The sequence below is a fragment of the Pontibacter sp. H249 genome, assembly GCF_037892465.1.
Lineage (GTDB): Bacteria > Bacteroidota > Bacteroidia > Cytophagales > Hymenobacteraceae > Pontibacter.
Genome location: NZ_JBBKTR010000002.1, coordinates 83,635 through 110,587 on the forward strand (window position 1 = coordinate 83,635; position 26,953 = coordinate 110,587).

General features: G+C 43.6%; 28 protein-coding genes. 14 read left to right on the plus strand and 14 right to left on the minus strand.

Annotation, left to right across the window (positions count from 1 at the left end; translation table 11 throughout):
* The first annotated feature begins 6 nt into the window (after window positions 1-6).
* Together WG943_RS02590 and WG943_RS02595 are read left to right on the plus strand one after the other, a co-directional pair.
* On the plus strand, window positions 7-969 hold the full coding sequence (locus tag WG943_RS02590) for an AAA family ATPase (protein ID WP_340407125.1): 963 nt from the start codon (window positions 7-9) through the stop codon (window positions 967-969).
* Window positions 970-1,105: 136 nt separating this feature from the next.
* The gene (locus tag WG943_RS02595) at window positions 1,106-1,534 is read left to right on the plus strand and encodes a hypothetical protein (RefSeq protein ID WP_340406613.1); all 429 of its coding nucleotides are present in this window, start codon (window positions 1,106-1,108) and stop codon (window positions 1,532-1,534) included.
* 169 nt (window positions 1,535-1,703) lie between these two features.
* On the opposite strand, the gene WG943_RS02600 is transcribed toward WG943_RS02595, so the two are convergent.
* Complete coding sequence (locus tag WG943_RS02600) at window positions 1,704-2,573, minus strand: SDR family NAD(P)-dependent oxidoreductase (protein WP_340406614.1); 870 nt, start codon at window positions 2,571-2,573, stop codon at window positions 1,704-1,706.
* Between the two features lie 158 nt (window positions 2,574-2,731).
* On the opposite strand from WG943_RS02600, the gene WG943_RS02605 reads away from it, so the two are divergent.
* Window positions 2,732-3,361, plus strand: coding sequence for a GNAT family N-acetyltransferase (locus WG943_RS02605; RefSeq protein WP_340406615.1), 630 nt, complete (start codon window positions 2,732-2,734; stop codon window positions 3,359-3,361).
* A 32-nt stretch (window positions 3,362-3,393) separates the two neighbouring features.
* On the opposite strand, the gene WG943_RS02610 is transcribed toward WG943_RS02605, so the two are convergent.
* Window positions 3,394-4,452, minus strand: coding sequence for a hypothetical protein (locus WG943_RS02610; RefSeq protein ID WP_340406616.1), 1,059 nt, complete (start codon window positions 4,450-4,452; stop codon window positions 3,394-3,396).
* A 254-nt stretch (window positions 4,453-4,706) separates the two neighbouring features.
* Between WG943_RS02610 and recA the strand changes: the two genes are divergently transcribed.
* The 5 genes from recA (at window position 4,707) to WG943_RS02635 (ending at window position 9,834) form a co-directional block, all read left to right on the plus strand.
* Window positions 4,707-5,753 (plus strand): recombinase RecA, encoded by a 1,047-nt coding sequence (recA, locus tag WG943_RS02615; RefSeq protein ID WP_219875553.1) that lies wholly within the window; start codon window positions 4,707-4,709, stop codon window positions 5,751-5,753.
* Window positions 5,754-5,933: 180 nt separating this feature from the next.
* Window positions 5,934-6,743 (plus strand): DUF3108 domain-containing protein, encoded by an 810-nt coding sequence (locus WG943_RS02620; protein WP_340406617.1) that lies wholly within the window; start codon window positions 5,934-5,936, stop codon window positions 6,741-6,743.
* 241 nt (window positions 6,744-6,984) lie between these two features.
* The gene (locus WG943_RS02625; protein WP_340406618.1) at window positions 6,985-7,674 is read left to right on the plus strand and encodes a response regulator transcription factor; all 690 of its coding nucleotides are present in this window, start codon (window positions 6,985-6,987) and stop codon (window positions 7,672-7,674) included.
* Between the two features lie 3 nt (window positions 7,675-7,677).
* Complete coding sequence (locus WG943_RS02630; protein ID WP_340406619.1) at window positions 7,678-8,718, plus strand: sensor histidine kinase; 1,041 nt, start codon at window positions 7,678-7,680, stop codon at window positions 8,716-8,718.
* 405 nt (window positions 8,719-9,123) lie between these two features.
* Window positions 9,124-9,834: an RluA family pseudouridine synthase gene (locus WG943_RS02635; RefSeq protein ID WP_340406620.1), complete on the plus strand. Its 711-nt coding sequence runs from the start codon at window positions 9,124-9,126 to the stop codon at window positions 9,832-9,834.
* 156 nt (window positions 9,835-9,990) lie between these two features.
* Here the strand turns inward: WG943_RS02635 and WG943_RS02640 are convergent, their stop codons facing one another.
* A complete protein-coding gene (locus WG943_RS02640; protein ID WP_340406621.1) occupies window positions 9,991-10,977 on the minus strand; it encodes an NAD(P)H-quinone oxidoreductase in 987 nt (328 codons plus the stop codon).
* A gap of 114 nt (window positions 10,978-11,091) precedes the next feature.
* Window positions 11,092-12,318 (minus strand): ABC transporter permease, encoded by a 1,227-nt coding sequence (locus WG943_RS02645; RefSeq protein ID WP_340406622.1) that lies wholly within the window; start codon window positions 12,316-12,318, stop codon window positions 11,092-11,094.
* A 213-nt stretch (window positions 12,319-12,531) separates the two neighbouring features.
* Between WG943_RS02645 and WG943_RS02650 the strand changes: the two genes are divergently transcribed.
* The 6 genes from WG943_RS02650 (at window position 12,532) to tsf (ending at window position 17,427) form a co-directional block, all read left to right on the plus strand.
* A complete protein-coding gene (locus WG943_RS02650; RefSeq protein WP_340406623.1) occupies window positions 12,532-12,897 on the plus strand; it encodes a BlaI/MecI/CopY family transcriptional regulator in 366 nt (121 codons plus the stop codon).
* A 1-nt stretch (window position 12,898) separates the two neighbouring features.
* A complete protein-coding gene (locus tag WG943_RS02655) occupies window positions 12,899-14,566 on the plus strand; it encodes a M56 family metallopeptidase (RefSeq protein WP_340406624.1) in 1,668 nt (555 codons plus the stop codon).
* 218 nt (window positions 14,567-14,784) lie between these two features.
* A complete protein-coding gene (rplM, locus tag WG943_RS02660; protein WP_340406625.1) occupies window positions 14,785-15,234 on the plus strand; it encodes a 50S ribosomal protein L13 in 450 nt (149 codons plus the stop codon).
* Window positions 15,235-15,239: 5 nt separating this feature from the next.
* Window positions 15,240-15,626: a 30S ribosomal protein S9 gene (gene rpsI / locus WG943_RS02665; protein WP_340406626.1), complete on the plus strand. Its 387-nt coding sequence runs from the start codon at window positions 15,240-15,242 to the stop codon at window positions 15,624-15,626.
* A gap of 21 nt (window positions 15,627-15,647) precedes the next feature.
* Window positions 15,648-16,415 (plus strand): 30S ribosomal protein S2, encoded by a 768-nt coding sequence (rpsB, locus tag WG943_RS02670; protein WP_340406627.1) that lies wholly within the window; start codon window positions 15,648-15,650, stop codon window positions 16,413-16,415.
* Window positions 16,416-16,593: 178 nt separating this feature from the next.
* Window positions 16,594-17,427 (plus strand): translation elongation factor Ts, encoded by an 834-nt coding sequence (gene tsf / locus WG943_RS02675; protein ID WP_340406628.1) that lies wholly within the window; start codon window positions 16,594-16,596, stop codon window positions 17,425-17,427.
* Between the two features lie 73 nt (window positions 17,428-17,500).
* On the opposite strand, the gene WG943_RS02680 is transcribed toward tsf, so the two are convergent.
* The 10 genes from WG943_RS02680 to WG943_RS02725 form a co-directional block, all read right to left on the minus strand.
* Window positions 17,501-17,716, minus strand: a complete 216-nt coding sequence (locus tag WG943_RS02680) for a hypothetical protein (protein ID WP_340406629.1) — start codon at window positions 17,714-17,716, stop codon at window positions 17,501-17,503.
* 32 nt (window positions 17,717-17,748) lie between these two features.
* Window positions 17,749-18,060 (minus strand): hypothetical protein, encoded by a 312-nt coding sequence (locus WG943_RS02685; protein ID WP_340406630.1) that lies wholly within the window; start codon window positions 18,058-18,060, stop codon window positions 17,749-17,751.
* 53 nt (window positions 18,061-18,113) lie between these two features.
* Window positions 18,114-18,356, minus strand: coding sequence for a hypothetical protein (locus tag WG943_RS02690; RefSeq protein WP_340406631.1), 243 nt, complete (start codon window positions 18,354-18,356; stop codon window positions 18,114-18,116).
* 159 nt (window positions 18,357-18,515) lie between these two features.
* Window positions 18,516-20,330, minus strand: a complete 1,815-nt coding sequence (locus tag WG943_RS02695) for a MutS-related protein (RefSeq protein ID WP_340406632.1) — start codon at window positions 20,328-20,330, stop codon at window positions 18,516-18,518.
* 11 nt (window positions 20,331-20,341) lie between these two features.
* Window positions 20,342-20,791, minus strand: coding sequence for a RidA family protein (locus WG943_RS02700; protein WP_340406633.1), 450 nt, complete (start codon window positions 20,789-20,791; stop codon window positions 20,342-20,344).
* 199 nt (window positions 20,792-20,990) lie between these two features.
* Entirely contained in the window at window positions 20,991-22,211 is a 1,221-nt protein-coding gene (locus WG943_RS02705; protein WP_340406634.1) for a hypothetical protein, read from the minus strand.
* The gene (locus tag WG943_RS02710; protein ID WP_340406635.1) at window positions 22,192-22,824 is read right to left on the minus strand and encodes a hypothetical protein; all 633 of its coding nucleotides are present in this window, start codon (window positions 22,822-22,824) and stop codon (window positions 22,192-22,194) included. The genes WG943_RS02705 and WG943_RS02710 overlap by 20 nt, the downstream gene beginning before the upstream one ends.
* A gap of 36 nt (window positions 22,825-22,860) precedes the next feature.
* A complete protein-coding gene (locus tag WG943_RS02715; RefSeq protein WP_340406636.1) occupies window positions 22,861-23,418 on the minus strand; it encodes an RNA polymerase sigma factor in 558 nt (185 codons plus the stop codon).
* Between the two features lie 345 nt (window positions 23,419-23,763).
* Window positions 23,764-25,341 (minus strand): L-piperidine-6-carboxylate dehydrogenase, encoded by a 1,578-nt coding sequence (gene amaB / locus WG943_RS02720; protein ID WP_340406637.1) that lies wholly within the window; start codon window positions 25,339-25,341, stop codon window positions 23,764-23,766.
* A 104-nt stretch (window positions 25,342-25,445) separates the two neighbouring features.
* Window positions 25,446-26,945, minus strand: coding sequence for a Do family serine endopeptidase (locus WG943_RS02725; protein WP_340406638.1), 1,500 nt, complete (start codon window positions 26,943-26,945; stop codon window positions 25,446-25,448).
* Window positions 26,946-26,953: the final 8 nt, after the last annotated feature.

Consider the following 26,953-nt stretch of genomic DNA (forward strand, 5'->3'; position numbering starts at 1 on the left):
ACTATGATGCAGTTCTCCTCTGACAAAGAAGCAGCCGATGCACTACACGATGCTTACCGCACCCTTACCGCCGAGATATCGAAGGTTATTGTAGGCCAGGAAGAAGTAGTAAGATTAGTACTCACAGCTGTTTTTTGTCAGGGGCACTGCCTCCTGGTTGGTGTTCCGGGGCTTGCCAAAACACTCCTGATCCAGACTATTGCCAACTCCCTGGATATGTCCTTCAGCAGGGTGCAATTTACCCCTGACCTCATGCCCTCCGACATTGTAGGTGCTGAAACTCTGGACAAAGACCGCAACTTTAAATTTGTAACCGGCCCTGTATTTGCCAATATCGTGTTGGCCGATGAGATAAACCGTACACCGCCAAAAACACAGGCAGCACTGCTAGAAGCTATGCAGGAACATGCCGTTACAGTTGCCGGCAGAAAGTATGATTTACCTCGTCCTTTCTTTGTACTGGCTACCCAAAACCCGATTGAGCAGGAAGGTACCTATCCCCTACCCGAGGCACAGTTAGACCGCTTTATGTTTAACATAACGCTGGGTTATCCAAGTTATGAGTCGGAGTTGCAGATCGTTAAAAACACAACCGGTGCTGTTATCACCCACCTAAATAAGATTTTACATGCCGATGAGATAATTGCTTTCCAGCAACTGGTTCGGCGTGTGCCTGTAGTGGATAATGTGGTGGAGTACGCAGTGCAATTAGTACATAAAACCCGCCCCGGCCAGCCTATGGCCTCGCAGCAGGCAAATCAGTACCTGGAATGGGGAGCAGGCCCAAGAGCCTCTCAGCACCTGATTGTAGGCGCCAAGTGCAATGCCATCTTAAACGGAAAGTATAGCCCTGATATAGAAGACGTGCAGGCCGTTGCTCTGCCTATACTTCGCCACCGCATTGTACGCAATTTTAAAGCCGAGGCCGAGGGTATTACAGTGGAGCAAATTATACGTGAGTTGCTCTAAGTGCTAGCTGTTAAATACTGATTGTTGTAAAAGCTATTTTATACTTTTAACAATTTAACCAGTAAACAATTTAGCAATTAAACCTTATTGGTGTAATTTTGCATCCGTTCAATTTATCAACTTTACCAAGACACATATGGAAGCGGCTGCTTTATACTTTCGCTTTAAGGATAATCTGGCAACAATAGCCGGAGCGCTTAACAGCAAACTGGAAGTACGCTCTATGCCTTACAATACTTCTATTCCATTAGAGATCGACCTGCTGGCTGATGTACTTCGACTGCACGGGCTCGATTTTCAGTCCACAACTCCGGGTGCTGCACGCCTGTTTGACTTCCAGCAGTGGTATGCCCAGAACGAAGAAAAGGTAAACGATGTGATGCACCGTGTACTGGAAGAGAAAAGAGCTTACATGAAAACAGCTACCGGTACTGTACTGCAAAAAGAAATGCTTTACCGTCGCCTGGAGTATTTTAAAGAAACAGCTCATACTTTGGAAGTAATGATGGCGCAGCAGCAACTGCATAGCCCTAAGCACTTCAGCTACCCGTTTTTAAATCAGTAAGTGTAAAGTATACATTAGCATAACAAAAATCCCCTGCCATAGAAGTATGGCAGGGGATTTTTCGTTCTTGCATTAATCTCTGGACTCGCCGACTACTGCATAAAAGGCTTACCAGTATACCAGAGACTTTAAAGTCTAAGACATTGAAAATGTTATAGCACATCCACAACTACTTCCTTACTTCTGTATGACCATCCTTAGAATGCTCCAGCTTCAGCTCTCCCTCCGGCTGGTCTTTCATACTTGAGTCTGCCTGGCCGCCCACACCGCCTTTAGCTACGGTAATGCCGCCATCTACCATATATAAAGCCCCTGTAACATAAGAGGCCTCATCTGATGCCAGGAACAAATATACATTGGCAACTTCTTCTGGTGTGCCACGACGGCCCATAGGTGTTGCTTCTTTCATAGTCTTCACCATTTTACTATCCATAGGGCCAGTGCTGGCGTGGGTCCATGCTGTATCTATCGGGCCAGGGCCAACGAGGTTACAGCGCACACCGAACTGCGCCTGCTCTACAGCCAATCCCTTCATAAAGGCGTGCATAAAGCCTTTGGTGCCACCGTAAGGCGCATTCTGTGCTATACCTATTTTGCCTGCCTCTGAGCCAGCCGATACAATATTGCCTTTTGTTTTGTGCAGCTCGGGCAAAGCGGCCTTGCTCATTACAAAAGCAGAACGAAGGTTATTCTTCAGCATATAGTCAAAGGCCTCTTCTGAATAATCCTGTAACATGTTTACTTCCGGAAAAACACCTGCATTATTGATGAGAATATTTAACTGACCAAATTCCTTCACTGCCAGTTGTACGCATGCCTTTGCATTGTCCATCACTGATAAGTCTCCGGTAAAAGCAAGTGCTTTGCCACCGTTAGTCAGTATTTCCTTTACTACTTCTGCAACCGGGTCTTCAGGAAAGCCTGCCACTATTACGCTTGCACCTTCTTGTGCGAATTTCTTACAAATAGCCTCGCCAATACCTGAGCCACCACCAGTTACAATGGCTACTTTGTCTTTAAGTCTGTTTCCTGTGATCATAGTATTATTATAAGATATAAACTGCTTCATCTAACGATAATCTTTTGGCTACAGTTATTCAGGATGATATTAACCCACAGAAGCATACATTTTTCTTTAGTTAGCGTAGAAGTTAGCACAGCACCTTATCATTGATATCAGATTTTTTCCCAGCTGCCATGAATATTTTACACGAAACACTGCCCGAATCTTTTGATGAAAGAATCGAAACGGCACACCTTATTTTACGCCCTTACCAAGAAGGAGATGAAAACGATTTCATGCGCCTGCTCATGGAGAACACTACTACACTTACCCCGGCATTTGGCGGAAGGCTGGCGCGCGTTCGTGCACTGGACGATGCCAGAATACAGGTAAAGCAATTACGCACCGAGTGGGATAACCGCAAAGTTTTCGACTTTGGAGTATGGACGAAGCCTTCTAACGAATACATTGGAGACATTGCATTAAAGAACCTAGATCGGCGTGTACCCAAAGCAGAGTTAGGCTTATACTTTACCAGTTGGCCTGAAACCAAAGACTTAGCTGTAGAGGCACTGCAGGCTATTTTAAAATTTGCTTTTGAGACCTTACATTTAAATAAAGTATATCTGCGCTGCACCGCTTCTAACTCCTGTTACGGTGAGCTTGTAGAAGATTTCGGATTTATAAAAGAGGGAGTTATCCGAAGTGATTACCGTGGAGTAGACTCTGAAGAGTTGTTGGACCTTAGCTACTATGGCATGACCCGCGAAGACTATAAACAAACGCAACACGAAGAGAAAACAAACTCTACCGCTATGGCTTAAGTTTGCTTGGGCAATATAGTGTATTTAAATTATCAGCGCCGCGGTTTGGCAACGAAGAAGTCAGTGTCGAAGGTTAAATAAATAGAGTTAGAGAACTCCAGTTTTGGATCATCAAAATTAATAAATGGCTCCAGCCTTAGCGTTAGGTACAGGTCATCTACAATTTCAAAGTCTTTCATCAGGCGCAGTATCAGCACCTCCCACTCCTCCTGCAGATAGTCAGGGTTTTTAAAAGTGGTAGAGGCCGATTGGTAGAGCTTACCTCCTAACTCAGTAATGTAACCATCGCCTTTCCAGTAGCTTAACATTACATCCTGGTATTTTGTATCGGCACCTACGTTAAAATAGTAACCATGCCCCTGCTTATAAGGCAGCCTAAACTCATTAGAAAAGTCTTTGTAGCCAAGCACGTAGTTCTTTGTATAAAGCCGGTGCAGCACTTTGCCGCTATACTTTTTTTCCAATTCTATACCTACAGCAACATTTGCAACAGTTAGCAACGGTAAATCAGAAGCATCAATCTGCCCACCTTTGTGCTGTGCCGTGAATTGAACAGGCAGCGTTAGTTTTATACTATCAGCCAAATTACTCTTCCCCTCCTGCTCTAATAAAGTAAACGCCATAACTGCACCGCCATCAACCTGCTCCTGGTCGTCTTCGCCACGGTATAACATATTAGCCCAATTAAGCCAAGCATCAACTTTAAGGCGTTGCGACTGCATTTTATACTGTAGTCCGTTCTCCAGCCTGTTTAGCATTACCCGCTCAAAATCATATAGAGGCTCTATGTAACCATGCGCCAAGTTGCCTTCTAAAGTGCCAAATGTAAGGCTCCAATTTTCTTTCAAAAATTTGATTGTAAAAGTAGGTGCGATTTCTTCGTAGCCGGAGCTGCCAAAGTCTTTCCAGAGAAAAATACCAGCGTCTATGCGAACATTAGGGGCAGGCTGGTATATTAGTTTTGGATTAAGATGATAACCAAATAAAGTATAACCATCTGCAATTTTATTGAAGTATTCGTTGTTCTTGGAGAAGCCAAAAGCGTGGAGTCCAAATCTAATTTCATTAGCATTTTCAGGAACAACGGGCATGGTTTGAGTTAATGCTTGGTTGTTTAATTGCCCATAACACAAACCACTACTAAACAAGCACGTAATAGCAAAAACAAGCTTAAAAAAGCGCATAAAAAGTCTGTATAAATGGGACAAAAAGACAGCAACTGATGTTATAATCAGACTGCAGCAAACAGCTAAAAAAATTAGTAAAATAATTATTGGCTTTCTTGCAAGTAGCTGTCGAAAGTAGTAATTTCACCTTCAATATAAAGCAATTTAATTAAACACACATGAGCGTAAGCAACGAAAAACTTAAGGCCCTGCAGCTAACTATGGATAAGCTCGACAAAACATACGGTAAAGGAACCGTAATGAAGTTGAGCGACAATAAAGTAGAAGATATTCCGGCTATCTCTACTGGCTCGCTTGGGCTGGATATTGCTTTGGGTATTGGCGGTTTACCACGTGGCCGTGTCGTAGAGATCTACGGACCGGAATCTTCAGGTAAAACCACACTTACCATGCATTGCATCGCCGAGGCCCAGAAAAAAGGCGGCCTGGCAGCTTTTATTGATGCAGAGCACGCATTTGACAAAGTATACGCCCAGAAACTTGGCATAGATACTGAAAACTTATTAATCTCTCAGCCAGATAACGGTGAGCAAGCTCTTGAGATCGCGGATCACCTGATCCGTTCTGGCGCTATCGATATTATTGTAATTGACTCTGTTGCTGCCTTGGTACCAAAAGGTGAACTGGAAGGCGACATGGGTGACAGCAAAATGGGTCTGCAGGCACGTTTGATGTCTCAGGCACTTCGTAAGCTGACAGGTACGATCAACAAAACTGGCTGTACGTGTATTTTCATCAACCAGCTTCGTGAGAAGATCGGTGTAATGTTCGGTAACCCGGAGACAACCACTGGTGGTAACGCCCTTAAATTCTACGCTTCCGTGCGTTTAGATATCCGTCGTATTGGCCAGATTAAAGAGTCTGCTGATAACATTACGGGTAACCGTACACGCGTTAAGGTTGTGAAGAACAAAGTAGCGCCTCCGTTTAAAGTGGTTGAGTTCGACATTATGTATGGCGAAGGTATCTCTAAAGTAGGTGAAATCCTTGACCTGGGTGTTGAGCTTGGTATCGTGCAGAAGTCTGGCTCTTGGTTCTCTTACAATGGAGACAAGTTAGGTCAGGGCCGCGATGGCGTTAAGCAGATACTTTTAGATAACCCTGAATTACAGGAAGAAATCGAAGGCAAGATCAGAGCTATTGTAAAAGGTGAGCCTGAGAAAGTAGCCGCTGCCCTTGACGATGCAGCTGCTGCAAGCGAGTGAACACTTTTCCCAAACTATAAGTAAATATAAGGAGCTGCGTTATGTAGCTCCTTTATTTTTTTTTAACCTGATAATGAATTGATTTGCTCCTAAGAACTGTTTAACTTAGTGATTAAACAGCAGTTGGTATAAATCTTGTGTAAAGCAGCTTATACAACTCAGTTTAAGCTAATGTTGATTATGAAGAAGTTATTCCCGGTTATACTTTTAGTAATGGCTATCACCTTTGGTTTTGTAACCAAAGACAGGATGCGCACCATACCTAACGAGAGCTTCTCGTCGGGTGAAGTATTAAAGTATAAAGTACATTATGGCCCTATAACAGCTGCAGATGCAGTTATTGAAGTATCGCCTAACCTGCATGTAATAAACGGCAGGTCTTGCTACCGAGCAACTGTTACAGGCAAGACTAACAGCTCTTTTGATCTTTTTATCAAAATAAGGGATACCTGGCAATCATATATAGATACGGCTGCCCTTGTACCACAACGCTCCTTTAGAAATATAGAGGAAGGCAATTACCGCAAACGCGAAACAGTGGACTTTAACCACCACCACAACACGGCTTTTGTAGAGAAAAAGAAACGCAACAAAGATAAGGAGCACAAAAACTTTAAAGTACCGGACAACGTGCAGGATATTGTGAGTGGCTTTTACTACATGCGCACGTTAAACTATGACAAGATGCGTGTTGGTGAGAAGTTTAACATACAAGGCTTCTTTGATGAAGAAAACTTTAACATGGAGGTAACATACCGTGGGAAAGAAGTAGTGAGCACAAAAGCCGGAGATATCAGAGCAATAAAGCTGATGCCAAGGATGCCCAAGAACGAGAAGTTTAAAGATGGCAACTCAATTGCGGTGTACCTATCCGACGACCAGAACAAGATACCGGTGCTAATACAGGCTGAGATGTTTGTAGGCTCAGTTAAAGTAAACTTATATGAATACAAGAACCTGAAACATCAACTCGTTCTTGCAAAGAATTAACAAAAAGCCAGCGCCTGCTGGCTTTTTTTATGCACTCTGAGAAGCTTGTGCCTTAAACGTAATGTTAAGAAAGTATTAAGATTTTACTATCAGAATTTTAATTGCATCAGGAATAGTATATTTGTTTAGTTAATAAAATCTAGCAGCTGATATAATAGTTAGTTACATTGGCTTGAAAGTATAAAACTACCTGCCGCCAGGGCAGGTGCAGAACCTTTTCCGAACATAAATCACTAAACACGTGCAAACAGCAGCGAGCTATAAAGTTTTAGTAGTAGACGACGATCCTGATATTGTGGAGCTACTGCAGTATAACCTGACCCGAGAGGGTTATGAGGTTTCTGTGGCTGAGAATGGCAAAAAAGCTATAGATGTGGCTCAGTCTGTAAAACCTGATGTGATTTTGATGGACGTGATGATGCCTGTGCTAGATGGAATAGCTGCCTGTCGCCAGCTGCGCGAAATGGGAGATTTCCGGCACACACACATCATCTTTTTAACTGCGCGTGCCGAAGAGTTCTCTGAAGTAGCTGCTTTTGAGGCTGGCGCCGACGATTTTATTACAAAACCGATAAAACCGCGTGCACTCCTGAGCCGCCTGGCTGCCTACGCCCGCCGCGACTCGCAGCAGGAAGAGCAGGAAAAGGTAATAGAAATAGACGGCCTGCGCATAGATCGTAACAGCTTTGCCGTGTATAAGGGCGACGAAAAAATTACCTTACCTAAAAAAGAATTCGAACTACTGTCTTTTTTAGCCGCAACTCCTAATAAGGTTTTCAGCCGCGAAGAACTGCTTAATAACATCTGGGGAAATGATGTGTATGTAATTGCCCGCACCGTAGATGTACATATTCGCAAAGTCCGTGAAAAGATCGGCGAAAACCATATCAAAACTATAAAAGGCGTGGGCTATAAGTTCAACACCGACTGATACATGAATTTAAACTCCCGTTCGCTTACAATTTTACTCTCATTGGCGGTGGCTTTAGTGCTTACCGCCTTTCTTGCTTTAGCCAGTTACTTTTCATCGGAAGGATTTAAAGTAGCTTTAGTAATTGTATTTATCAGTTGTTTTTTGCTGGTATACTTCTCTTATGAGGCACTGGTACTGCGTGAGATAAAAAATATACATAATAGCTTAGAGAAAGTTAAGAGGCAGGATTTCAAAAAGATTGAGAGCCGGTCCATTTTTACTTCAGACCCTCTCTCCAGAGTAAAAGATGAGATATATCAGATTGCGGAACGCAAGCAGCAAGAAATTGACGAATTGAGAAACCTGCAGGCGATGCGTAGGGAGTTTCTGGCTGATGTATCGCATGAACTAAAAACACCTATTTTCGCGGCCCAGGGCTTTATACATACGTTACTGGATGGCGCTATGGACGACCCAAATGTGCGAGAGCGTTTTCTGCAGAAAGCAGCCAAAAGTCTGGATGGATTAGATGCGCTGGTACAGGACCTCATCAGTATTTCGCAGTTTGAGAAGGGTGTTGTTAAAATGGCAAAGCGTAATTTTGATGCAGTGCAGCTGGTGCACGAGGTCTTTGAGCAGATGGAGCAAAAAGCAGATCAACAAAATATCACCTTGCATTTAGAAACCAGTTCAGAAGAAAAGGTAATGCTCTTTGCAGACCCGAACCGCATGCGCCAGGTATTTATCAATCTCATCGATAATGCCATAAAGTATGGCCGCAAAGGTGGCAATATTTGGGTAATGTTTGATGAAGGCCGCAAAAAGTATACAGTTACTGTTAAAGACGACGGCACTGGCATTGCTCAGGAACACATTAATCGCATATTTGAGCGTTTCTACAGGATTGATAAAAGCCGTGCCCGCGACACGAGCAGCACCGGACTAGGTTTGGCTATCTGTAAGCATATTGTAGAAGCGCACCGTTCTTTTATAGCTGTTAAAAGCGAGGTGGGCAAAGGCACCACACTTCGGTTTAAGCTACAAAAAGCAAAGGCTGCTTAGTTGATTCTTGGTTGCCTTTAGAAGGCTGCATTGTGATGTAGAGACGCAAGACTTTTCTTCTGACTATGAAACGGTATGCCTTCTTGGTGAAAGTGTTAAGCGATGATGAAGCATATAGTTTTATAAAGTAGTCTCCAAGTAAAGTATAAACTACAAAGTCCTTGCAGTGTCTTTACACCCCGCGAGCACACGACTGTTTATACCTAGCTACAGTTTTTCCTTTATAGATGCTCACAGGACCTCCGGACGCTGCGAGGTCTTCATCATATGCACAAGAAAAGCGATTCATGGTATTGCACTCTACGTTGATCATATTCCCATACAACAATCAACAATTATAATCAGTATCTTTGCACCTGCGCACAGAGTAAAGTATAAAGCGCACGTTACAAAGTATAGCAACACATGAAATACCCGGTTTTTAAGGAACTGATCATATTCGAGAACGAAGACTACGTGGTGGTAAATAAGCCGCCTTTTTTAGCTACGTTGGAAGATAGAACGCCTAATACCACGAATCTTCTTAAGATAGCCCGCCAATACAATCCAGACCTACAGGCCTGCCACCGCCTGGATAAGGATACATCGGGTTGTTTGGTTTTTGCGAAAAATGCTGAGGCTTACCGACACCTGGCCATGCAGTTTGAGCACCGCGAAGTATACAAAGTATACCATGCTGTAGTATGGGGCGTACATCATTTTGAGGATGAATTGGTGAACAAATCCATACTTGCAGGTGCTAAAGGTGTGGCTAAATTAACACCGCAAGGCAAATCCGCAGAAACATACTTTACTACTGTAGAGAATTATGCCCGCCACAGCCTGATTGAGTGTGTGCCTGTTACGGGCCGTTTGCACCAGATACGAGTGCATCTGGCATCTTTAGGAGCACCAATCGTGAGTGACGAGCTTTACGGCGGTGAGCACTTATACCTGAGCAGCCTGAAGCGCAAGTTTAACCTGAAAAAAGACACCGAAGAGCAGCCACTGATTAAACGCTTTGCGCTACACTCGTTTAACATCGGTTTTACGCTGCTAAACGGTGAGCCTGTAAAAGTAGAAGCCCCATACCCTAAGGATTTTGCTGTGCTGGTTAAGCAACTGCGCTCACACTAGCTTAAACTGACATAAGACTATTTGATGAAGGACAAAGGAGGCAAATGTGCTTCTTTTGTCCTTTTGCATTTACAATGTATGTCATGCCGCAAGTTTAGCTACAGCATGGATAAGGCTTTATCTTTTACACTTTGCCTGACAGTCCTTTGTTAATTCCTAACTCACCCGCAGTACAATTTTGCCGATGTTCTTGTTGCTTTCCATGTAACGATGCGCCTCGGCTACATCCTGCCAGTCGTATACAGAATCTACAACAGGTTTAATGGCACCGCTTTTAAACAGTGGCATAGCGAAATTACTCATATCCTGCGTTAGTTTGATCTGGTACTCTTTTGTTCTGGAGCGGAGCGTGGAGCCGATTACCTGCAGTCGTTTTACCAGAATTTTACGCAGATCGAAATCCTCTACTTTGCCGCCACCTAAGCTGGCAAGTATAACTAATCGTCCGTCTGTTCTAAGGCACTCTATGTTCTGCTTAAAGTATGGTCCGGCTATAAAATCCACGATTACGTCCACTCCTTCGCTGTTAGTATAAGCTAGTACTTCGTCGTCAAAAGGCACTTCGGGGTCTTGATAGTTTATGGTTTTGTGCGCACCAAGTTCTTTGCAGGCATGCAGCTTCCATTCGGAGGCAGTAACTAACACCTCAGCCTTCTGTGCACGCGCCAACTGTATGGCTGCCGTACCTACGCCACTAGCCCCAGCGTGTATTAAAGCACGCTCACCGGGTTGCAGCTTGCCCAGCCAGAAAAGCGCTTGGTAAGCAGTCATAAAAACCTCTGGTATGGCAGCGGCCTCTTCCATGCTTAGGTTATCAGGCACGGGCATGGCCATGTTCTCATCTATGATAGCATACTCGGCGTAGCCACCACCGGGAAGTAAACCAAACACTTTGTCGCCCTTTTTAAAGCGTGTGCAGTTAATACCTGCCTCTGCTACTTCTCCGGCTATTTCTAACCCAAGTATGGGGCTAGCTCCTTTAGGCGGTGGATATTTACCCTGCCTTTGTAAGGTATCGGCTCGGTTAAGCGCGGTGGCGTGAACTTTTACCAGTAGGTCGTAAGGGCCTGGCAAAGGCTTTTCATATTCTCCAAGTATAAGCTGTTCCGGACCTCCGGGCTGTTTTACAAGTATGGCTTTCATAGTTTATTGATTGGCTGTTTTTGTAGACGAGTTTAAGCCAGGAAAGATATATAACCTTTAACCACAAATATTTACGTTATACTTTGCAAAGTATAAACCTTACATCTTGCCTCATTATTCCCTTCTGATAGCCTCTACTGGGTCTAGTTTTGCTGCGCGCGTGGCTGGGTATGTGCCGAAGATAATGCCAATGATAACAGCTATGATGGCAATAACAATGAATGTATTCAATGTATAGGCAGCAGCAAACTCAACATCAGCAAATGCATTGATGATGGGTACAATGCCGAGTGTTGCTAGTATGCCAAGAAGTAAACCAAGTATACTTCCGAACAGAGATACTGTAATAGATTCGGCCAGGAACTGCATCAGGATATCACGCTTTTTGGCTCCCATTGCTTTTCGCACACCAATCTCTACGGTACGCTCTGCTACCGATATGAGTAGCACGTTCATAACACCGATGCCGCCCACTATTACCGATATACCTACTATCAACCCCATCACTATCCTGAACAGGATAAAGCCTTTGGCTGCCTGCTCTACCCTGCCCTCGTTGGTTATCACCCTAAAATCTGTCGTATCTGCCGGGAACTTTGCCTTCAACCAAGCCTCTGAGTAACTTTTTATAATAGCCACATCCATTATATCTTCTGCCTCCAGTACCCCTACAGGAGGATCAGCTTTTAATTGCTCTTCTGTTAGCAATGTAAACGGATAAAACAGGCGTGCTGCTTTGTCACCATCTTCCGGCAAAACACCCACAATTTTTAACTCCAGACTATCTAATACCACTGTTTTACCTAACAGGTACTCTGCAGAGTCTTTACCAAAACTGTTAACAGCAAAACTGTGGTTTATTATAGCAACCGGCTTCTGCTGTTGCACATCATCATCACTAAAGAAATGGCCATACTTAATTTCGGTATCGGTGGGGTAATAAGTATTGGTCGCCATTAAAAAGGCTCCCATCCGCTGTTGCTTTCCCTCTACCTGTACCTCGCTGTTATGCTTTGCCTGTATAAAGCCTCTCGCCGGCTTTGGCGACGAAGCTTCCAGTTGCTTAAATCTTTCGTAGTTAAGATAGCCATAGTCGCTTTTGCGCAGCATTACTTCGTTTACTCTCTTGTGTGTGTTAGTGGTAACAATAACGGCCTTCAGGTCTGTAGTCTTGGTGATTTGCTCCTGCGCAAACTTCTCCATCCCATCTATCAGCGAAAGTACTGTAACCAAGGCTCCTACCCCGATCACGATACCAAGTATGGAAAGCAAAGTATGAAACAGCCTGCTGCGGATGTTCTGTTGCGCCAGCGAAAAGGAGATAAATAGTTTTTTTAGCATAGTTTTAATGTATAGGCACAATTATATTCCGAAATATTAACAAGAAATCCTAGCGATTAAGCTTTTTAAGCATTAGCTGCCATCTATACATAAGCTAAAGTATATTTTAAAACCTTCTTAATAACTCAGATTCAAGATAAATAAAAATAATTACGAAATTTTCGTAGCTTTTATTACGAACATTTCGTAATTATACGAAAACATCGTAAAAGTATGGAAAAACTAACGCAGCAAGAAGAAGAAGCCATGCAGGTAATTTGGGAAACCGGCGGCGGCTTTATAAAGGATTTCCTGGAGAAACTGCCCGAACCCAAGCCACCTTATACTACGCTAGCCTCTACGGTGAAGAACTTAGAGAAAAAGAACTTTGTGCAGAGTGAGAAGATGGGCAACTCGTACCGTTATCTGCCCTTGTTAAAGGAAGAGGACTACAAGAATAAGTTCATGAAAGGCTTTGTAGGAGATTACTTTAAAAACTCTTACAAAGAGCTGGTAGCCTTTTTTGCCAAGGAAAAACAGATAAGCGCTGAAGAGCTAAAAGAGATTATAGACATGATAGAAAACAAAAAGACCAAGTAACATGCCTGCCCTACTCCTATACCTCCTGAAAGCAAACGCCGCCCTGGTACTGTTTTACCTGACGTACCATTTTGTGCTGCGACGACTAACCTTTTACCACCTGAACCGGGCATTCCTGCTGTTTGGTATTGTGTTTTCTATATTCTACCCTCTTATTGATCTGCAAAACCTGTTCGATAAGCACCAGGAACTGGCGGTGGTGAACACGTACGTAACCGCAATTCCTGCCTTTACAGTAGCGCCTGCCCTGCCCGAGGCACCTAAACTCAATTACTGGCTGATACCTGTACTCCTGTTCTGGCTGGGCGCAGCAGCAGTAGCAGTCAGGTTGCTTTTACAATTTATCTCGCTTTATAAAATCCATACTTTGTCGGTGCCCGCTACGCATAAGGGCATAGGCTACAGGCAGGTTAAAAGTATAAACCATGCCTTCTCGTTCTGGCAGGCTATCTACCTGAACCCGGAGCAGCACAAGCAGCACGAACTTGATGCCATACTTAACCACGAGCAGGTGCATGTAAAGGGCTGGCATACTTTAGATGTACTTCTTTCAGAGATCAGCACCATATTTTACTGGTTTAACCCCGGCGGCTGGTTAATGAAGCGAGCTGTAAAAGAGAACCTGGAGTTTATTGCTGATAAGAATGTGGTAGCCGCCGGCGTAGACCGCAAAGATTACCAATACCTCCTCCTGAAAGTGACCGGCATCTCAGAGCCGCAAATAGCTAACCAATTTAATTTCTCACCACTTAAAACAAGAATAGCCATGATGAACAAAATGCCAAGCACCAAAGCACATCTGCTAAAATTTCTGGCGGTAATTCCAGTTGCTGTAGTTCTGTTGTTAGCCTTTAACGGGATTGCAAAGCCACACGCAGGAGAAGCTATTGAGATTAGTGATTACACTAAAATAGGCCCTGACATTTATATAAAAAATGCACCCACTTTTACGACAGCTTGCTGGAATGCGCCCAATACCATAACTATAACCCCTATCGAAGGAGAAGCTGATAACTACCAGTTGGACAATGAGCAAGACATAGCAGAAGCCTATACTAAGTATGGTTTATACCTGCCTAATAATGAACTGTATAAAAAAGTAATGGCCCGCATACCAGGTGCTGCTCAAGAAAAAAGACCGCAAGTAATTGATGAGTATAAAGCGTTTTATGCTCGTAACCCTCAGGTAAGAAAGCTTGAGTGGGTATCTAGCCATGAAATAAGAGTGAGACTGGAGTCTACTGAAGAAATATATGACCTGAATAACAAAGCAAGTCGTGCTAACGCAGAGAAAAAGTATGGAAAACTACCTTCATCGCCACCTCCGGCAGAAGTTGTTGCTGAAGCTGAATTTAAAGCAAAATCTGATAAAATAGAGTCACAAAAAAGCGCCAAGATTTTTATACCTGAAGAGATTGAATACTACAATGACAGAAACAATTTACCCGTTCAATACACGAACTTCTTAAAAAGAAATCCTACAGTTAGCAAGGTTGGCTGGACGATGCATGAACAGAAGGGTGAGCAAATTGTATTCTTCTTAAAAGCGGGAGGAACTGAAACCTATGAGCTGAACGACGAGAAAAGTATGGCTGCTGCCAAAAGCAAGTATGGAGAAATGCCAGACATGTTGCCACCGCCTCCACCTGTTATGATAAAGAAGAACTAACAAAACAACTTCTGAAACAGCCCCTAAAGTATAACCATACCTTAGGGGCTGTACCTTTTAGCCTGCACTATATGTTGCCCTAGCTACTTCCCTGTTACACAGGATATTTCTATCATATGTATTGCATATCAAATAAAGTCTTTCTATCTTTGTGACCATTTTTCAAGAACCGAAAGAAAAATAGTTAATAATAAATAAATCGCTTACAACCACTAAAAATGGATCATTTAAGTTATAAGACCCTTACTGTCAACAAGAAGACAGCCAACAAAGGCTGGGTGATTGTTGATGCAGGTCAAGGAAGCTTGGGTCGCGTGGCGTCTGAAATCGCCAAGATCCTGAAAGGCAAGCATAAGCCTTCGTACACTCCTAATGCTGACTGCGGCGACAACGTAATCGTTATCAATTCTGATAACCTGCGTTTCACAGGCCGTAAGTGGGATCAGAAGTACTACCTGTCGCACACTGGTTACCCAGGCGGTCAGAGAAAAACTTCTCCACGTGAGCTAAAGGCTAAATCATCAACGCTGCTCGTAGAGCGCGCAGTTCGTGGCATGTTGCCAAGAGGCCCACTAGGTCGCGAGCTATTCAGAAATCTTCATGTTTTTGCAGGAAGCGAGCATCCATTTGCAGCTCAGCAGCCTAAAGAATTAACCTTCAACTTATAATTTTAATGGAAGTTATCAATACATCTGGTAGAAGAAAAACCTCGGTGGCTCGTATCTACATGACGGCCGGGCAAGGGAATATCACTATTAACGGTAAAGATATCAAGGCGTACTTCCCTAACGAAGTACTGCAAACTATAGTAAATCAGCCGTTTCAAACCTTAGATCTAATTGGCAAGTACGATGTTACTGCTAATCTAAAAGGTGGTGGTGTAAGCGGCCAGGCTGAGGCACTAAGACTTGCTATATCTAAAGCACTGGTAGTTGAGAACGCCGAGTCTAAATCAGCACTTCGTAAAGAAGGATTCATCACTCGTGACCCACGTATGGTGGAGCGTAAGAAGTTCGGTAAGCGTAAAGCACGTCGTTCATTCCAGTTCAGTAAACGTTAATATTTTAGGTGTATCAAAAACATGGCAAGTACTAATTATAAAGAATTACTTGAGGCAGGTGTTCACTTTGGCCACCTTACCCGCAAGTGGGATCCGAAAATGGCTCCGTACATCTTCATGGAGAAGAACGGTATCCATATCATCGACTTAAATAAGACATTAGTTGCGCTTGATGAGGCTTCTGCCGCTATCAAGAACATCGCGAAGTCTGGCCGTAAAATCCTTTTCGTTGCTACTAAGAAGCAGGCGCAGGAGATCGTAGCGGAAGAGGCTCGTCGTCTTAAAATGCCTTACGTTACCGATCGTTGGTTAGGCGGTATGCTTACTAACTTCGCTACTGTGCGTAAGTCTCTTAAGAAAATGTCTACTATCGATAAGATGGTGAAAGACAACACTGCTTATGCAGCTATCGCAAAGCGTGAAAGACTAATGCTTTCTCGTGAGCGTGAGAAACTGGAGCGTGTTCTTGGCGGTATCGCTGATCTTTCAAGACTTCCTGCAGCTCTTTTCATCGTTGACGTGAAGCGTGAGCACATTGCAGTTAAAGAAGCTCAGAAATTAAATCTACCTGTATTCGCAGTTTGCGATACGAACTCTAACCCAGAGCTGGTAGACTTCCCAATCCCTGCAAACGACGACGCATCTAAGTCTGTATCTCTTATCGTTTCTCTGATCGGTAAGGCTATCGAGGAAGGTCTGTCTGAGCGTAAGGTTGACAAAGAAGAAACTGAGCGTAAGCGTTCTGAAGAAGAAGGCATCAAGGCTAAGCAAGAAGCAGACGAGCAATAGTCAATTGTTCATATTGCAATAACAACGAACTGAACATTGGGCTTTGCTGCTTCAATGTTCAGTTTGTTTTAGGGGAACAGGGTAAGACAAAAGACATTTTGACAAAAGACTTTAGCTAACTCCTTCCCGCCAAAACAGAATTCTTAATTATTAATTCATAATTCTTAATTATAAAAAAATGGCTATTACAGCACAAGACGTTAACAGATTGCGCCAGGAAACTGGAGCAGGTATGATGGACTGCAAGAAAGCGCTTACAGAAGCTAACGGCGATTTTGAAGCTGCTAAAGATATTCTGCGCAAGGCAGGTCAGAAAATTGCCAGCAAGCGTGCTGACAATGTTACTTCTGAAGGTATCGTTCTTACTCAGGTAAATGCAGAAGGCAACAATGGTAAAGTAGTTGCACTTGCTTGCGAAACTGAGCCTGTTTCTAAAGTTGCTGACTTCAAAAGCTTAGCGCAAAGAGTTATGGATACTGCTGTATCTACTAACGCTGCTACTAAAGAAGAACTTCTTGCCGCAAACCAGGAAGATGGCCGTTCACTTCAGGACCACATCACTGACCTGATGGGTAAGATAGGTGAGAAAATTGACGTAGTTTCTTACGAGACTGTAAACGCTGACCAAGTTGTTGCTTACACGCACTCTACTGGTAAATTAGGTGTATTAGTAGGTCTTGTAAACACGAACGGTACGGATGCAACTGAAGTAGGTAAAGACGTAGCAATGCAGATTGCTGCCATGAACCCTGTTGCTCTCGATAAAGACGGTGTTGACGCTGCAACTGTTGAGCGTGAGATCGAGATCGGTAAAGATCAGGCTCGTGCAGAAGGCAAGCCAGAGGCTATGCTTGAGAAAATTGCAATGGGCAAGCTAAACAAGTTCTACAAAGAAAATACGCTATTGAACCAGGAGTTCGTAAAAGACTCTTCTTTGACTATCGCGCAATTGCTTGATAAAACTAGCAAAGGCATGACAGTTAACGCATTCAAGCGTGTAGCTATCGCTTAAGTATAAGCTGAAAGTATAAAGGAAAAGCCCCTGAGAGATCAGGGGCTTTTTTTATGAGCTAAAGAAAAGTATACTACTTAATGATATGAATTTCTCTTTTGAGTGGCTTGTAAAGCACAAGGACAGTGGAAACTACAGCCATATATAATATTGGAAGCGTTGCTATACTTTTAAAACCATCTGTAGCTGCATAGTATCCACCCAATACAATACCCTGAATAAAAGCTGTATAGGCTATTAACTGCAATGCTTTCTTTGATATTAAAACTCTACCAATCCGGATTTCCATATTATGAGTTTATACTTTCAGATATAAAAGAATTAAAACAGCCCCTGAAGAAAGCCTGGTGTATGAATAACACCAGTAGCCATTAAAAGGATAAGTATGGCAACACCAATTCCAATACTAAATAAAAAGGACTTCTCTTGCCCGTTCCGCTTTGCATGGTAAAAGCGAAGTATAAAACCAGCTACAACAAAAAGACTACCTGCACTCAGTAAAACACCACTCAAAAAACTTTCCTGATCAACTATACCGTTAGCCGCTAATGGCGTTCTGAGAAAAACAAGCAAGAGCCCACCATACAGTAAGTAGGATGGGAATAAGGGATTAGTCAATACATATTTTTTCATGGAGGTTAGCCTAAGATTATATTTTAAATAGGCTTACACTAATATAGGTGATTTTACTCGTTCCTCCTAACAGTGCTTACAAACGCATCGCGCATGTCCTGGAAACGGTTTACCACAGCTTCGACGAACTCCTCATCTATCAAAGCCTTTACGCCCTCGTCACCATCTACTTCTGTTTCTTCTATCTTGTATATCTGCTCCAAGTTAGCTTTCTCCAGCTTTAGAATATACTTGCCGTTATAGGAGTGCAAGGTGATTTTAACGTGTGGATTTGGTATATCTGCTACTACTCTCATGGTTCTATTTAATTAATATGTTAAAGTATAAATTCGGGTAGAGTTTAACCCACTCCTAACCCCTCCGAGGAGGGGAATTAGAGAAAACTGTCATTCAAAATGACAAATAGAGTACTTTAGAAGATCTTGTGTCTTTTGTCAAAAACTGCTTTGTCAATATCACACCTTCTCCTCTATCTCAATGCCCATCAGCTGCATCAGCTTACTAGCGTTAAAGCTACGGCAAATGCCTTGTCGTAGTTTATAATCAAACTTTATTTCGTCGCCGATAATGTCGCTGTTAAAGCTGTAGTTGTATACGCTGCCCGGCAGCTCCTGCTCCATAGCACCTAATTCCAGATCGTGGGTAGAGATGAAACCGGAGGCATTGCGTTTGTGCAACTGGCGTATCAGGGCCATAGCGCCGGCATGGCGGTCGCGGGAGTTTGTGCCTTTGAGTATCTCATCTAAAAAGTAAAACACCGGCTGGCCCTGCTCTGTTAGCTCCAAAAGCATACGCAGGCGCTTTAGCTCTGCATAGAACGATGATGTATTTTCGGAGAGGTTATCGGCAGTACGCATAGCTGTGTATACTTGAGCAGGTGCAAGCACCATACTTGCCGCGCAAACAGGTGCTCCCATCTGCGCCATCACCATGTTTATACCTACTGTGCGCAAAAATGTGGTCTTTCCTGACATATTTGAGCCTGTTACTACCATCGTTTTACCGGCTCCCTGTGTTTCAAAATTATTGGCCACTGGGGTAACAGAGAAAATGAGCGGATGGGCTAGTTCTTGTACCTCTAATTTAAACGGCTGCTCCAACAAAACAGGAATGGCGTACCTCGGATGCGCGTGCTGAAAGGCAGCTATACTTGCCAGCGCTTCTATCTCACCTAGCATATCCAGCATTTCTTCTAGCTGAGGCAAATATTGATTTCGCCAATTCTCCAGACGGTATATCCATATAAAGTCCCACATCAAAATGGTGTTCAGGAAAAAAGACATTAACGTGCTGAGCCTCCACGAGAAGTAATCAATAATATTAGCCAGCTTATGAATGATTGCAGAGCCTTTAGTACCAGACTGCTGCAACTTTGATTGTAGCCCCTGCAGCAATTCTGAAGAAAACTGTTTTTGCTCTATGTGCTGTAACTGTTTTGTATAGCTGCGCATGGCTTCATAAATACCTGTGCTATGGTCATAATACTCGTCGCGCTCTATCCTGTACTTATGCCCGATCAGGTACTGTACTGCCAAAAAAGCTGTAGGTATGTAACCAGAAAAAGCTCCATAAGCCCAGGCAGCGATAGCCGCAAGCGTAAGTACCGGAAGTATAAATATTAATGCCTTTAGCCAAACACGATCTTTGTAAAAAGACTTATCAGAAAACCAGCGAATAAAATTAACTGCAGAGGCTTCATCATGCTTAAAATGCCGAGGCAATGCCAGCAGGTTTTGCAGCCACTCCAGTTGTGCATCTGAGGCAAGTTCTGCCACAGCCTGTTGCCGCTTAGTTATAACAGGTGCTGGTGCCGCAAAGCGCAGCCATTGTGCCAGCGTATACTTGCCTGTGCTTGTAACAGACCGGTTTACCAACTGAAACAAGGAATTTTGCCCGAAAATATCTAAATCGGATGTATACGGATGATGATCATCTATAAACTCTTTGCCACTTTCGAAAGCCTGAAGTTTACCGTGTAGCCTAGCTATTTCTTCTTCGTTAATCTTGCGCAACAGCACTAATTGCTGATAAGCAAAATCCAGCTTGCTGTGCCAGCGCATCACTAGAATAAACAAAACATAAAATACCAGTATGGAGGCAGCTCCTAAGGTATGGTTGTCTACTTTAAAAAAATAATAAGCTAAGGCAGCACCAGCTAAAAATACTACCACCCGCAACCACGACACCCATCTTGATGTGGAAGCTGCATGACTTTCCTGCACAGCCAGCGCCTCGGCACGCTGGCTGTAAAACTCTTCTCTTTTATTCAAAATCCAGGTATTTATACTTTAGCCTTTGCAGTAGAGTCTATAGTGGCAATGCACTTTAACTCAATAGCAATGGGTGTAGGTAGTTTGTTTATCTCCACGGTAGTGCGGCAAGGCTGGTTGTCTTTAAAGTACTCTGCATACAACTTGTTATAAGTTGTAAAATCGTCTTTCATGTTTGTCAGGAACACGGTAACATCTACCAGGTTATCCCAACTAGAGCCGGCATCTTCTAAAATATAACGCACGTTCTGGAAAACAGAATGGCACTGCTGCTCAATGTCGTACGAAAGTATGTTACCATTTTCGTCTAACTCTACACCTGGTATTTTTTTAGTACCACGCTCTCTGGGCCCCACTCCTGATAAAAAAAGCAGATTGCCTACACGACGTGCATGCGGGTAAAGCCCAACTGGCTCAGGCGCTTTAGAAGAATTTAATAGTTCTTTATTATCTGTTGCCATAGTTTTGTTTTGTTGTTGCTATGCTATAGCTGCTTGTTCTTTAATGTAATACAAATCAAATCTACTTAAATTAAACTTCTAAGTTAAACGACAAGCTGCCAAATTGCACATTCATCTAGTCATTAAGTACCCATAAAAATGAAAAGAGCCAGCTAATGCCGGCTCCCTCTCACCTTAAACAAACTTTATTCACAAACACTTATTTTACAAACTTAACATCGCCATACTTTGAGTTGATGCTTACAGAACCTTTACCGGAAGCCCCGCCATACCGGCCTTTGTACTCAGCAGAAGTATGATTTTTCTCGAGAGAGGTAACGTTAATCAATGATTTATCTACTTTGAAATCAGCAAAGCTTACATTCACATCAAAGTTGAAGGCTGAGTTATCTTCGAATCTTAGAGAGATGGGTGTATATCCGCTGTCAAGAGAAATTCTACGAACATTTTTGCTAATGTTATCTACTTTAAAGGTACCAAACTTTACTTCCAAGTTAAGTTCATCACGCAAGCTGCCAATTTTCAAGTCACTGAATTTAGAATAACCTGACAGGCCGTTGGTTCCGTCAACGTTTAGGTTTGCATACGATACCTCAACATTACCACCATTTATGTAACCACAGGTGCCAGAGCTATAAGCCAGTTTCACTTTATTTTCTGTGTTGCTCAGTCTTTCGGTCTTTAATGAGCCATACTTTACATAGATGTCGGTTTTGCCTTTTAGCGCAGCCAGGTTAACATCGCCAAAGCTATTCTTTACAGTAAGCGCATTGTTTTCGGGCATGTAGATAGTATAGTTTATCTCGAAGCTCTTGTTGCTGTTACCAGACACACGCATTGGCTCCATTTTAGTGGCTACAGAAATGATGTTGCCCTGGCGGCTGTCTGTAACACTGATGTTATTCAAAATCTCTTGGGCTTTGCTTTCTGAGGAAGCTCTGGCGATCATATCCACTTTAACCTGAATCTCATTCTTAGCCCAGGTTTTTACCTGTACTCTGCCAAACTTATTTTCAATATTTAAAGCGTCTGAGTTGCTCACTTTATACGTCTTATCAAAAGTTTTGCGCTTTTCTGAGTCGTAAGCAGCTGCCTCATCTTGATTGATGATAACCGTGCCATCGCCTGTCTGCTCTTGCATAAAACTTTCGTTCAGCCCCTCCAACTCCTGCGACAGATCTGAAAGCTTCATCAATTCTGGTATTTCTTTCACCTCCGCCAAATCTGCGAGGCTAGCCAGATCGGCAAGGTCTGCCAGCGAGGATAGTTCAGCTAAGGATGACAAACCGCTCAGGTTTATGTCTACCTGTACTTCGGAAGGGCAAGTGCCGGTACTTTTTTTCTGCGCCTGGGCAAGGTTAGGTACCAGTGCAGCTACTAGTGTAAGGCAGCAAACAGTGTTAAATATTCGTAGTTTCATTTTCTTTAAGTTCAGAGTTAATGGTCGATTCCATTTTTTTGATGCTCTGGAGTACTTCCAGCTGTCTGTTAAGCACCTCGATCCTTATCTGCAGGTTCTGGACCATGGCCTCAACAATTTCTTCGGTATTCGGTGTAGTGTAAAGTTGCTTTTTTAAGACTAAGTAGCTGCTGTCGAGGCGGGCAAGCTCGCGGTCAATTTCTTTCTGCTCTCCTAAGCCTAATACTTTTCTGTCATACTCACTCAACTCACTCTTCTTCTCTTCTATCTGGCTTACATAATAGGCCTCTACCTCTACAATCTCGGGAGCAATGCTGCTGATAACTTGCTGCTGTGAGGCTGCCAACATGGTATTGGCATCAGGTGCGTTCTGCTTCATCATAATTAGTGTAAGGCCACAGCCCACTAGCAGCACAATAGCCGCCGCTACACGCATAAAGAAGAAGTCGGCACTGAAGCTGGCGCGTTCACCAAATTTGATATTGATTACTTTGGCCTCTTTGCGGGGTTCCGGAATATCCTGGCAGATGTTTTGCCAAAGGTCTGGGCGGGGTTCGAACACATCAAACTCATCACGGTGTTCGCTCACAAACTCTTTTAATCTATCTTTCATGGTAAAACTCTCCTCATGTATTCTACTGTTATACTATCAGGCCACAAACTGCGGCTCTTTCATAATCTCTAATAACTTTTTCTTTGCCCGGCTGTACTGCGACTTAGAGGTAGACTCCGTTACTCCCAGTATTTCACCTATTTCGGCATGGTCGAAACCCTCAAGCAAGTATAAACTCAGCACTACTCTGTAACCGTCTGGCAACTTCATGATGGCCTTTCGCACCTTCTCCACTTTCCACTCCGAGTCATCTTCAAACGTCTCGTCTGGTATGTCGATAATAGTTCGTTCATCCATCGGTACCAGCTCCGACCTTCGCTTCCGGATGGCGTTGATTGCTGCGTTTACCACTATCTTCTTCAGCCAGCTGCCAAAGGCGGCTTCGCCTTTATAAGTATGCAGGTTTTTGAAGGCACTGATAAAAGCCTCCTGCAACACATCTTCAGCCTCTGAGTAGTCGTTGGTGATGCGCATGCTCACGTTAAACATAGCCTTGGAATACAGCTTGTACAGCTCGTACTGAGCACGATTGTCTCCTTCCCTGCATTTGTCAATAACATGACGGTTAACGTCCTGGTAGCTGATGGTTTCCAAAATGCTTCGGTTTAACGTTTTGCTGTTTATCTTTTTGCTTTAAAGTTTCCCCATCTCTTTATCCAACTTCCGAACTAAAGACAAAGCAGATGTACTGAGGTTGCATGAAATTCTGAAAATATTTCAGATAATTTAATTTACTAATTTTGCAGAGCTTTTATTGTATGTTAGACAGATTTTTTAGCACAGACACCTTACCTGTTCTTGAAGGAGCATTAAACTAGGGTTGTTGGACCTATACTATAAAACTAAAAAACCAGCCCTGAGTAAGGGCTGGTTTTTTAGTTTTATAGTATAAATAAGACGCTTGTAGGAGCTGTGCACGCTGCGAGGTCTGTTTCTACTTTAGTCCATAATGTCAAACTTGATGCCTTGAGCCAATGGCAATTCACGACCATAGTTAATGGTGTTTGTCTGGCGGCGCATGTATACTTTCCAAGCATCAGAACCTGACTCACGACCACCACCTGTATCTTTTTCGCCACCAAAGGCTCCGCCAATCTCAGCTCCGGATGTACCAATGTTTACATTAGCAATACCGCAATCAGAACCCCAGTGGCTCAGGAACGCCTCTGTTTCGAGCAGGTTTGTAGAGAAAATAGCTGATGATAAACCTTGCTTCACACCATTCTGAACCTCAATGGCATTCTCTACATCGCCGCTATACTTTATCAGGTATAAAATTGGGGCAAACGTTTCTTCCTGCACCATTTCAAAGTGGTTTTCGGCCTCTACGATAGCTGGCTTTACGTAGGTCCCGGTTTCGTATCCTTCGCCGCTCAGTACATCACCACCTGTTAGTAAAGTGCCTCCCTCCTGCTGTACTTTATCCAAGGCGTTCGCAAAGGCATTAACTGCATCCTTGTCAATCAGCGGACCAACAAGCGTAGTGCTATCCAGTGGGTGCCCGATAGGCAGGTTAGGGTATACTTTCAGCAGTCGTTCTTTTACCTGCTCGTATATATTTTCGTGGATTATCAGGCGACGGGTAGATGTACAACGCTGCCCACAAGTACCTACAGCTCCAAACACAATAGCACGCAAAGCCATTTCCAGATCGGCGTTTTCTGTAAGGATGATAGCATTGTTACCACCCAGCTCCAGTAACGATTTACCTAAACGTGCACCAACAGCCTCGCCTACTTTCTTGCCCATACGCGTAGAGCCGGTAGCAGAAACCAGCGGCACACGCTTGTCGTGGCTCATCAGGCTACCGATCTCAGCATCACCAATCACCAGGTTAAATACACCTTCCGGCAACTCGTTATCTGCTAATACATCTCTTATAATGTGCTGGCAGGCAACTGCTGTAAGCGGTGTTTTTTCTGATGGCTTCCAAATTACTACATCACCACAAACAGCTGCCAGCATGGCATTCCAGCTCCAAACAGCTACCGGGAAGTTAAAGGCAGAAATAACACCTACTATGCCCAGTGGATGATACTGCTCGTACATGCGGTGCTGCGGACGCTCTGAGTGCATGGTAAAGCCGTGCAGCTGCCGCGACAAACCTACAGCAAAGTCGCAGATATCGATCATCTCCTGCACCTCGCCAAGGCCTTCTTGTAGGATTTTCCCCATTTCATAGCTTACCAGTTTGCCAAGTGGCTCTTTGTATTCACGAAGCTTATCTCCTATCTGGCGAACAATCTCGCCGCGCTTAGGTGAGGGTATTTTGCGCCATACTTTGAAAGCTGCTTCTGCAGTTGCTATTATCTGGTCGTAATCTTCGGCAGTAGCCATACTTACGTGCGCGATCAGGTTACCATCGGCCGGAGAATATATAGCACGTGTATTATCGTTGTCTTGCCCACCCCAGGTCAGGCCTGTGCTGTAGGCAGGGTTATGTTCTTTTATACCCAGCTGGTGCAGCACATCGGCTATTTCCTTGTTTAGCGGAAGTTCATCTATGGTCTGTTTCATGGTTTTATCTTTTAATTACTTTTATCACGCTCTTATACAAAGCTAAAAAATAAAAAAGCTTCTGCAAGGCTGCAGAAGCTTTCTATTGTTATAGTTTAAAGGGCTTAACCTTTTCCGATAGGATAGTATGCTTTCAGGCCATCCGGATAAACGCCCTCTATGTATACCACACCGCTATCAATGTTTTTCAGATATTTTTCAACATCTGATGGCTGGTTTACAGCATATTTATCAATGCGTGTGATGATAAAGCCATCTTTCATACCTGTATCACGGAACTTGCTGCTGCCTACGTTGCTGATCTTTGCACCACCGTCAATGCCCAGCTTGTTCATTTCCTGGTTGCTAACGGCTGCAAACGTTGCGCCATCAAAAGTAACAGATTTGGCGTTGCTGCGCTTTACAAGCTCTGTGCTATAGTTCACATTTTTGAGTGTTACAGTAGTGTTTCTTTCCTTGTTTTCGCGCAGGTATTCTACTTTAACCTTATCGCCAGGACGGTAACGGGCAATTTGCTCCAATAACTGCGACGACTTACCAACTTTAACTCCATTTACGGCTGTAATTACGTCGCCGGCTTTAAGTCCAGCTTCCTGGGCACCGCTTTTCTCTTCTACACCTGCAATGTAAACACCGTTAAGCGTCTTGATATTATTCTCCTTTGCAAAAGTAGCGTCGATTTCCTGGATCGTAGCGCCAAGTAAAGCACGTTGTACTTCGCCATACTTAATTAAGTCATCCACTACCTTACTAACAAGGGAAGATGGCACGGCAAAAGAATAACCTGCAAAAGATCCTGTTTGTGAGGCAATGGCTGTATTGATACCAACCAAATCACCGTTTAGGTTAACTAGTGCACCACCCGAGTTACCTGGGTTCACAGCTGCATCTGTCTGGATAAACGACTCAATGCTAAGATCTTTATTCTGGCTTGTGCGCAGAATATTGATGTTACGGCCTTTGGCACTTACTATACCAGCTGTTACAGTAGAGGTCAGGTTCATTGGGTTACCTACGGCCAGCACCCACTCACCTACCTGCAACTCATCGGAGTTACCGTAACGGATAGTGGGCAGCTTTTCAGCATTTACCTTTAGCAGCGCAATGTCTGTAGTTGGGTCTGTGCCTACCAGCGTTGCCTCAAACTTACGTTTATCGTCCATTACCACCTCTATTTTAGAGGCATCGGCAATTACGTGGTTATTTGTAATGATATAGCCATCAGATGCAATAATTACACCTGAACCAGATCCTACTTGCGGACCACGCGGTACGCGCTGCCCGAAACCATCGCCAAAGAACTCACGCAGAAACGGGTCCATAGGGCTGCTGCTACGGCTTGCCACATTAGCTGTGTATTCTGTCATTACGTGTACTACGGCAGGCGTAGATACCTGTGCTGCTTTAACAAAGTTTAAACCTGCAGGCGCTTCCACGTTGCTACTGAACATGTTACTGGTATAGCGGACTGTAGGGAATTCTTCAACTTTACCGGAATCGGTGGTTGGGTTCTCGTCTTCCAGCAGCTTATAGCTACCAACGGCAACACCGCCACCCAACATGGCAGAAAGCGTTAAGCCAACGATAAACTGTTTCGTCTTCATGTGATTAG

Excerpts from the sequence above, each read along its gene's own strand:
- WG943_RS02630 (WP_340406619.1), top strand. The coding sequence starts at position 7,678 with ATGAATTTAAACTCCCGTTCGCTTACAATTTTACTCTCATTGGCGGTG.
- WG943_RS02600 (WP_340406614.1), bottom strand. The coding sequence starts at position 2,573 with ATGATCACAGGAAACAGACTTAAAGACAAAGTAGCCATTGTAACTGGT.
- WG943_RS02640 (WP_340406621.1), bottom strand. The coding sequence starts at position 10,977 with ATGAAAGCCATACTTGTAAAACAGCCCGGAGGTCCGGAACAGCTTATA.
- WG943_RS02690 (WP_340406631.1), bottom strand. The coding sequence starts at position 18,356 with ATGAGAGTAGTAGCAGATATACCAAATCCACACGTTAAAATCACCTTG.
- rplM (WP_340406625.1), top strand. The coding sequence starts at position 14,785 with ATGGATCATTTAAGTTATAAGACCCTTACTGTCAACAAGAAGACAGCC.
- WG943_RS02710 (WP_340406635.1), bottom strand. The coding sequence starts at position 22,824 with ATGAAAGATAGATTAAAAGAGTTTGTGAGCGAACACCGTGATGAGTTT.
- tsf (WP_340406628.1), top strand. The coding sequence starts at position 16,594 with ATGGCTATTACAGCACAAGACGTTAACAGATTGCGCCAGGAAACTGGA.
- WG943_RS02705 (WP_340406634.1), bottom strand. The coding sequence starts at position 22,211 with ATGAAACTACGAATATTTAACACTGTTTGCTGCCTTACACTAGTAGCT.
- WG943_RS02650 (WP_340406623.1), top strand. The coding sequence starts at position 12,532 with ATGGAAAAACTAACGCAGCAAGAAGAAGAAGCCATGCAGGTAATTTGG.
- WG943_RS02645 (WP_340406622.1), bottom strand. The coding sequence starts at position 12,318 with ATGCTAAAAAAACTATTTATCTCCTTTTCGCTGGCGCAACAGAACATC.
- rpsB (WP_340406627.1), top strand. The coding sequence starts at position 15,648 with ATGGCAAGTACTAATTATAAAGAATTACTTGAGGCAGGTGTTCACTTT.
- WG943_RS02685 (WP_340406630.1), bottom strand. The coding sequence starts at position 18,060 with ATGAAAAAATATGTATTGACTAATCCCTTATTCCCATCCTACTTACTG.
- rpsI (WP_340406626.1), top strand. The coding sequence starts at position 15,240 with ATGGAAGTTATCAATACATCTGGTAGAAGAAAAACCTCGGTGGCTCGT.
- WG943_RS02700 (WP_340406633.1), bottom strand. The coding sequence starts at position 20,791 with ATGGCAACAGATAATAAAGAACTATTAAATTCTTCTAAAGCGCCTGAG.
- WG943_RS02655 (WP_340406624.1), top strand. The coding sequence starts at position 12,899 with ATGCCTGCCCTACTCCTATACCTCCTGAAAGCAAACGCCGCCCTGGTA.
- WG943_RS02610 (WP_340406616.1), bottom strand. The coding sequence starts at position 4,452 with ATGCCCGTTGTTCCTGAAAATGCTAATGAAATTAGATTTGGACTCCAC.
- WG943_RS02635 (WP_340406620.1), top strand. The coding sequence starts at position 9,124 with ATGAAATACCCGGTTTTTAAGGAACTGATCATATTCGAGAACGAAGAC.
- WG943_RS02620 (WP_340406617.1), top strand. The coding sequence starts at position 5,934 with ATGAAGAAGTTATTCCCGGTTATACTTTTAGTAATGGCTATCACCTTT.
- WG943_RS02725 (WP_340406638.1), bottom strand. The coding sequence starts at position 26,945 with ATGAAGACGAAACAGTTTATCGTTGGCTTAACGCTTTCTGCCATGTTG.
- amaB (WP_340406637.1), bottom strand. The coding sequence starts at position 25,341 with ATGAAACAGACCATAGATGAACTTCCGCTAAACAAGGAAATAGCCGAT.
- WG943_RS02590 (WP_340407125.1), top strand. The coding sequence starts at position 7 with ATGCAGTTCTCCTCTGACAAAGAAGCAGCCGATGCACTACACGATGCT.
- WG943_RS02605 (WP_340406615.1), top strand. The coding sequence starts at position 2,732 with ATGAATATTTTACACGAAACACTGCCCGAATCTTTTGATGAAAGAATC.
- WG943_RS02680 (WP_340406629.1), bottom strand. The coding sequence starts at position 17,716 with ATGGAAATCCGGATTGGTAGAGTTTTAATATCAAAGAAAGCATTGCAG.
- WG943_RS02595 (WP_340406613.1), top strand. The coding sequence starts at position 1,106 with ATGGAAGCGGCTGCTTTATACTTTCGCTTTAAGGATAATCTGGCAACA.
- recA (WP_219875553.1), top strand. The coding sequence starts at position 4,707 with ATGAGCGTAAGCAACGAAAAACTTAAGGCCCTGCAGCTAACTATGGAT.